Genomic DNA, 6,531 nt, shown 5'->3' on the forward strand with positions numbered 1-6,531 from the left:
GAGATGTTTAATGGGTAATGATCAACTTAAAAATCATCAATTACCCATTTGAAAACTTTTATGGCACTAAGGATTTAGGTTAGGACACTACTCAATAAACTTCAACTCCTTTGTGAATTTAAGAATCTCGCGTTGTCGCTAAAGCGAAACGTCGGAAGTATATTAAAGATTAGACATAACTTCTTTTGCTGCAGCTAAAGTTTGGTCAATATCTTCCTCTGTGTGAGCTAAAGAAGTAAAACCTGCTTCAAACTGAGAAGGTGCTAGATAAATTCCTCGCTCTAACATTCCACGATGGAACTTAGTAAACTTGCTCAAATCAGACTTTTTGGCATCATCATAATGATGAACTGGGCCTTTATTGAAAAAGATACCAAACATTGCACTGATATTCCCACCACAAATAGGATTGCCAGTTTCTTTACCAATCTCTAACAAACCATCAGCAAGTCTTTTAGTAATTTTATTTAACTGTTCATAAGTACCTTTTTCTTTTAGTAACTCCAGAGTCTTAATACCAGCAGTCATAGCTAGGGGATTACCAGACAGAGTACCTGCTTGATACATTGGGCCTGCTGGAGCTACCATTGACATAATATCCTCGCGACCACCATAAGCTCCTACAGGTAAACCACCACCAATAATTTTGCCTAAAGTTGTTAGGTCTGGAGTAACCTGAAATTTTTCCTGAGCGCCACCATAAGCAATACGAAAGCCAGTCATGACTTCGTCAAAAACCAGTAGAGCGTCATTGTCTTGAGTAATCATCCGTAACCCTTCCAAGAAACCTGCATCTGGAGTAATAAATCCAGAGTTACCAACTACTGGCTCGAGGATAACACCGGAAATTTGGTCAGGGTTGTCGGCAAAGAGTTGCTTAACTGCTTCTAAGTCGTTGTAGGGAGCTGTTAGGGTATTGCTAGTAACAGACTTAGGGACTCCAGGAGAGTCAGGCAGACCTAGAGTTGCCACACCAGAGCCAGCTTTAACTAGGAACATATCAGCGTGGCCATGATAACAACCTTCAAATTTTATGACTTTGTCTCTACCTGTAAAAGCTCTCATTAAACGCAATACGGCCATACAAGCTTCTGTACCAGAATTGACAAAACGGACCATTTCAATGCTAGGTACAGCATCAATAACCATTTCAGCCAAGATATTTTCTAAAGCACAGGGCGCGCCAAAGCTGGTACCTTTTTCTAGAACTTCTTTGAGAGAATTTAATACATCTGGGTGAGCATGACCACAGATGGCTGGTCCCCAGGTACCAACATAGTCAATGTATTGATTGCCATCAACATCCCAAATATATGCTCCCTTGACTCGATCAAATACTATTGGTTGGCCACCAACAGACTTAAATGCTCTGACCGGGGAACTTACTCCCCCAGGCATGAGTTTTTGGGCTGCTGCAAAAATTTCTTCTGATTTAGTTGTGTTGAGTTTAGTAACTACCAAGTTAATCTCCTTATTTTGTTTTTGTTTCAATCCCTACGGGGGACTTTATGTTATCACCAAATTCAAATAAACCTTATTAGGAAAGGCAGAGGGCAGTAAGCAGAAGGAAGAAGGAAATTCTTACTCCTGACCTATGCCCGTGACCAAACCCCGCCCTTCGCATTGCCTATAATTGAGTGGGGCATAAACCCCAATCCAATTTTTCCTTGTGCCCTCTGCCCCTAGCATAAGTGCCTTCGTTTATGTATATTTAGGTAATTGTATCATTGCCCTAGGGGCATATTTATAGTTAATCTTGGAGAATTATGAAGCTTTTTTTGACAATTTATTCATTGTATGATAACAAAAATCAAAAATAAATTAAAACTTAAAATTAAACATTCAGAAAATACTCAGAAGATATCCTAGACTTCGAGTGTACAAATAAATTTTTTTGGCGAATTATGTCTACCTCCGAACCAGTAGCTTTAAGTCAATCGATTCCAGTGGAGCAGGTTCGTTACAATGAACAAGGACTTGTGCCTGCTATTGTTCAAGATTATTTAGATGGTACAGTATTGATGATGGCCTGGATGAATCAGGAATCATTGCAAAAAACTCTAGAAACAGCACAAACTTGGTTTTGGAGTCGTTCTCGTCAGGAGTTTTGGCATAAAGGGGCAACTTCTGGTCATTTTCAGAATGTTCAGTGGATACGCTACGACTGTGATAGCGATACTTTATTAGTGGGAGTTGAACAGGTCGGAGATATTGCCTGCCATAAGGGGGAGAGGAGTTGTTTTCATCAGGTGGATGGAGAAGTTGTTAAGCCACGGGCAGATATGTTATCTCAGCTTTTTGATGTTATTTGCGATCGTCGCGACAACCCCCAGGAAGCTTCTTATACTTGTAAATTATTTGCCGGGGGAGATAATAAGATTCTAAAGAAAATTGGGGAAGAGTCAGCAGAAGTGGTAATGGCGTGTAAAGATGATGAGAAAGAGGCGATCGCTTCGGAAGTAGCAGATTTGTTTTACCATACTTTAGTTGCTCTAGCCCAACATAATGTTGAATTGCGAGATGTATATCGGAAGTTGGATGAACGCAGACCAAAAAATAGGCGTTGCTGAATACTGGGATGATTGAGACCGACACGGGGACACGGAGACACGGAGACACGGGGATGATAGTCGATCCTCTCTTATAAAATCATCCCACAATTATGCAATGCCAAAAATAAATATTATAAATAAGTGGTGCTGCTTAATTAGACTATGATTTTCGTGCTTAGGGAGTATGGGAGTTAGGTAGCAGGAAATAGTTCTGTTGCAAAACAAAATCAGGAACTAAAATCATGTCCGGATAATTAGTTATAAAAAAAACCATTACCCTGTGAACTTTTCTTTCCCTTCTGCCTTCTGCCTTCCCTCCTCCAAAGTTTAACTATTCAACCGGACATGATATAAAATGGTACAAAATCGATTTGTTGGAACTTGGCGACTGCTGTCTTTTGAACTAAAAGATGCAAATGGTGAAGTAAGCTACCCATACGGTAAAGATACAATCGGATATCTAATGTATACAGAAGATGGATATATGTCAGCGGTAATTATGACTGCAAAGCGTCCCAAGTTTTCCTCTGTAGATTTTTTGGGAGGAAGTACACAGGAGAAAGCTAATGCGATGGAAACATATATCTCTTATTGTGGTAGCTATGAAATTAAGGATAAAAAAGTAATTCACCATGTTGAAGCCTCTTTATTTCCTAATTGGGTTGGTACAAACCAAGAACGTTTCTTTGAATTTACAGAAAATTATTTATTATTAACTACACCTTCCTTTAAGGTGAGTGACAAACGCTTGACTGGACATCTTATGTGGGAGCGTTGTATTGAAACAATACCAACTTGATATTAGATATAAGATCAATAACCTTCTCCATGCCCCCGCGCATCCCCCAATTCTGGGGGACTTTTAGAGTTTTATCCCCCCCAAAATTGGCTTGCTCGGGGGGCAAAATCATACCCTAATTCAGCAACGCCCTAAAAGTTTTATATCATAAGCTTTTTATCTCCCCTACTGCCTCTCTTGGTCAGCATTCCCTTGCGCCTAGCGGCGACGCGGGGTCTGACCGCTATTGCCTACTGCCTATTGCCTGCGCACAGCGCTATATTTTCAGCTTTGCTTTCAAGTTCAAGATGTTATAAATAGTTTAAAACTTTCAAATAGGTTCTATATGATTAATCCTTCCCTATATCAAATAAACACCCGTGTTTGGCTCAATAGACTGTCCCAAAAGTTTGGTCGTCGTCTCACCTTAGATGATATTCCCGATACAGAGTTGGACCAAATAGTAAACTTGGGATTTAACTGGGTATACTTTTTAGGAGTTTGGCAAACGGGAATAATGGCGCGAAATATCTCTCGTGCAAATCCTGATGTGCGAAAAGAAGCTATAGAACTTTTTGGTGATGAGTTCCAAGAAGATTATATTTGCGGGTCTTGTTTTGCGGTAACTGGTTATCATGTCCATGAAAATCTAGGTGACAATGCAGCTATGTTACGACTGCGCGATCGCCTCCATAAAAAGGGACTAAAACTCATGCTTGATTTTGTCCCCAACCATACCGCTCCCGATCATCCTTGGGTACAAACAAATCCTGACTTTTATGTTCAGGGAACCCAGGCCGATATTGAACGAGAACCCCAAAACTATATACGAATAGAATTGCCAACAGGTAGCCAAATATTTGCTCATGGAAGAGACCCTTATTTTCCAGGTTGGTCTGATACTTTGCAACTGAACTACGGCAACCCCAAATTACAGGAGGGAATGTTAGCAGAGTTATTCAATATTGCTCATTTGTGCGATGGTGTTCGCTGTGATATGGCAATGCTAATATTGCCAAATATTTTTGAGCAGACTTGGGGTATTCCAGTGCAACCGTTTTGGTCTGGTGCAATTTCCCAAATTAAACAGCAATATCCAGATTTTATCTTTATGGCAGAAGTATATTGGGATTTGGAGTGGGAATTGCAACAGCTAGGATTTAATTTCACTTATGATAAACGGTTATACGATCGCCTCCATCAACAACAGGCACTTCCAGTCAGAGAGCATCTTTATGCTGGTCTTGATTTTCAAAATAAATTAGCAAGGTTTATGGAAAATCACGATGAACCCAGGGCAAATGCAGATTTTCCACCAAGAGTTCATGAAGCTGCTGCCATTTTGACTTATTTTACCCCTGGTTTACGTTTTTTCCATCAAGGTCAGTTACAAGGTTGGTCTAACAAAATTTCGATGCACTTATGTTATGCTCCTGAAGAAGCTACTGTTCCTAATATAGATAGGTTTTACCATCAATTATTAGATTCTTTAGCTCTGGATATTTTCCATGAGGGAAATTGGCAATTACTTGAATGTGTTGCTGCATGGGAAGGAAATTTTACATGGAATAATTTTATTGCTTTCAGTTGGGAAGGAAAAGATGAGCGACTATTGTTGATAACTGTTAACTATGCTTCTTATCGAGGGCAATGTTATGTTAAGTTGCCATTTGAGAGTCTCAGAGGTGAAACGTATCGACTACAAGATTTAATGAGTGATATTAGTTACGATCGCTTGGGAGATAATTTAGTTTCACGAGGTTTATATTTGGATTTACCTGCATGGGGTTATCATATTTTTGATGTTAATTAGGGAACAGGTAACAGGTAACAGGGAGAAATAATTGATGCAGAAGAGAATTATTAGTTATTGCCTCTGACAGCGGTTTTCATTTGGGTAAACCACAGTAGGGACGTTCCATGGAACGTCCCTACAAGATTTTGCTTGTGAAGATGTGGTTCATTAATTTAAAAAGCGCTGTAATATCAAATCCGGTTAAATAACCTCACAATCAATAGACATCTCCAGTAGGGAGTAGGGAGTAGGGAGTAGGGGGGAAATAATTGATAATTTATGTAGGATAATTGATTTTATTTTTTATTATTGGAGATGTCTAATAGCTTAAAATCCTAATTATGACGTTATTGGATCTATGTGCAATTAGGCGGATTTGATATAACTCCCTACTAGCTCTTTTCTAGAGTTGTCTATTGTTAAACTAACGATAAGTTTTAGAGGATAAAAAACTTATGAAACTGAAAAAATATTTTTACACCTTCCTCACAATATTAGTCATAATATTAGCCAGCTACAATGCTAATGCCAATACTGCACTCTTTGAAAATTCTATTATTGACAATTCTATTGCTCAAGTACAAAACTCCAAGTTTGGCCTACCCATAAAATGTAACTTAGACAAAGATTGCTTTATTTTATTGTACAGCGATCGCGACCCCAGTCCAAAAGCAGTAGATTTTGGCTGCGGTAGGCAAACCTACGACGGCCACAAAGGAACAGACTTTGCTATACCGGATGAAAAAACAATGGCTAGAGGTGTAACTGTAGCAGCAGTAGCTCCAGGTAAAGTATTAAGAGTGCGAGATGGAATACCTGACAAACGCGTAAAAAATCAGGCAGATAAAGAAGCAGTTGATGGTATTGAATGCGGTAACGGAGTTGTAATAGATCATGGTAATGGTTGGGAAACTCAGTCTTGCCATCTCCGCAATAATAGCGTTGTCGTTAAACCAGGAACAGTTGTGAAAGCAGGTGCTCAATTAGGAATGGTAGGAGAATCTGGTTTAGCTTCTTTTCCTCATGTACATTTGAGTTTTAGATATCAGGGAGAAATCGTAGATCCATTTGTGGGAGTTAATGCTGAGAGTGGTTGTAATACTGCTCGTAACCCAATTTGGCAACAACCGTTGAGTTATAAACCAACTGGTATTATTCGGACTGGGTTTGCTGGGGAAGCACCTACTATGGATGATTTATGGAAAGGCAAATTTTACGACACAGTTTTACCTGGAGATATTGCAGCATTAATATTTTGGGTACAAATATACGGTGTCTTGCCTGGAGATATAGAGCATTATCAATTATTTGCTCCTAACGGCGAGCAAGTTATAGACAATAAAAAAGAAATTAAATCTGCCAGTAAAACATGGGTAGGATATGCAGGAAAACGTAATAATTCTCAG

The 6,531-nt window shown here is 39.3% G+C and carries 5 protein-coding genes; 4 read left to right on the plus strand and 1 reads right to left on the minus strand.

The window, feature by feature from the left end; translation table 11 throughout:
• Positions 1 to 162 precede the first annotated feature (162 nt).
• Positions 163 to 1,461, minus strand: a complete 1,299-nt coding sequence (gene hemL / locus AC3DU7_RS21130) for a glutamate-1-semialdehyde 2,1-aminomutase (RefSeq protein WP_488041273.1) — start codon at positions 1,459 to 1,461, stop codon at positions 163 to 165.
• A gap of 443 nt (positions 1,462 to 1,904) precedes the next feature.
• Between hemL and hisIE the strand changes: the two genes are divergently transcribed.
• The 4 genes from hisIE to AC3DU7_RS21150 all read left to right on the plus strand — a co-directional run.
• Positions 1,905 to 2,570, plus strand: coding sequence for a bifunctional phosphoribosyl-AMP cyclohydrolase/phosphoribosyl-ATP diphosphatase HisIE (hisIE, locus tag AC3DU7_RS21135; protein WP_488041274.1), 666 nt, complete (start codon positions 1,905 to 1,907; stop codon positions 2,568 to 2,570).
• Between the two features lie 337 nt (positions 2,571 to 2,907).
• Entirely contained in the window at positions 2,908 to 3,351 is a 444-nt protein-coding gene (locus AC3DU7_RS21140) for a lipocalin-like domain-containing protein (protein ID WP_488041275.1), read from the plus strand.
• Positions 3,352 to 3,676: 325 nt separating this feature from the next.
• Positions 3,677 to 5,143 (plus strand): alpha-amylase family glycosyl hydrolase, encoded by a 1,467-nt coding sequence (locus AC3DU7_RS21145; RefSeq protein WP_488041276.1) that lies wholly within the window; start codon positions 3,677 to 3,679, stop codon positions 5,141 to 5,143.
• 437 nt (positions 5,144 to 5,580) lie between these two features.
• A partial coding sequence (locus tag AC3DU7_RS21150) for a M23 family metallopeptidase (protein WP_488041277.1) occupies positions 5,581 to 6,531 on the plus strand: 951 nt, incomplete at its 3' end.

Source organism: Okeania sp., assembly GCF_983059655.1.

Bases quoted from the DNA above. Each gene is read 5' to 3' on its own strand.
- hisIE (WP_488041274.1), top strand. From the start codon at position 1,905: ATGTCTACCTCCGAACCAGTAGCTTTAAGTCAATCGATTCCAGTGGAG.
- AC3DU7_RS21140 (WP_488041275.1), top strand. From the start codon at position 2,908: ATGGTACAAAATCGATTTGTTGGAACTTGGCGACTGCTGTCTTTTGAA.
- AC3DU7_RS21145 (WP_488041276.1), top strand. From the start codon at position 3,677: ATGATTAATCCTTCCCTATATCAAATAAACACCCGTGTTTGGCTCAAT.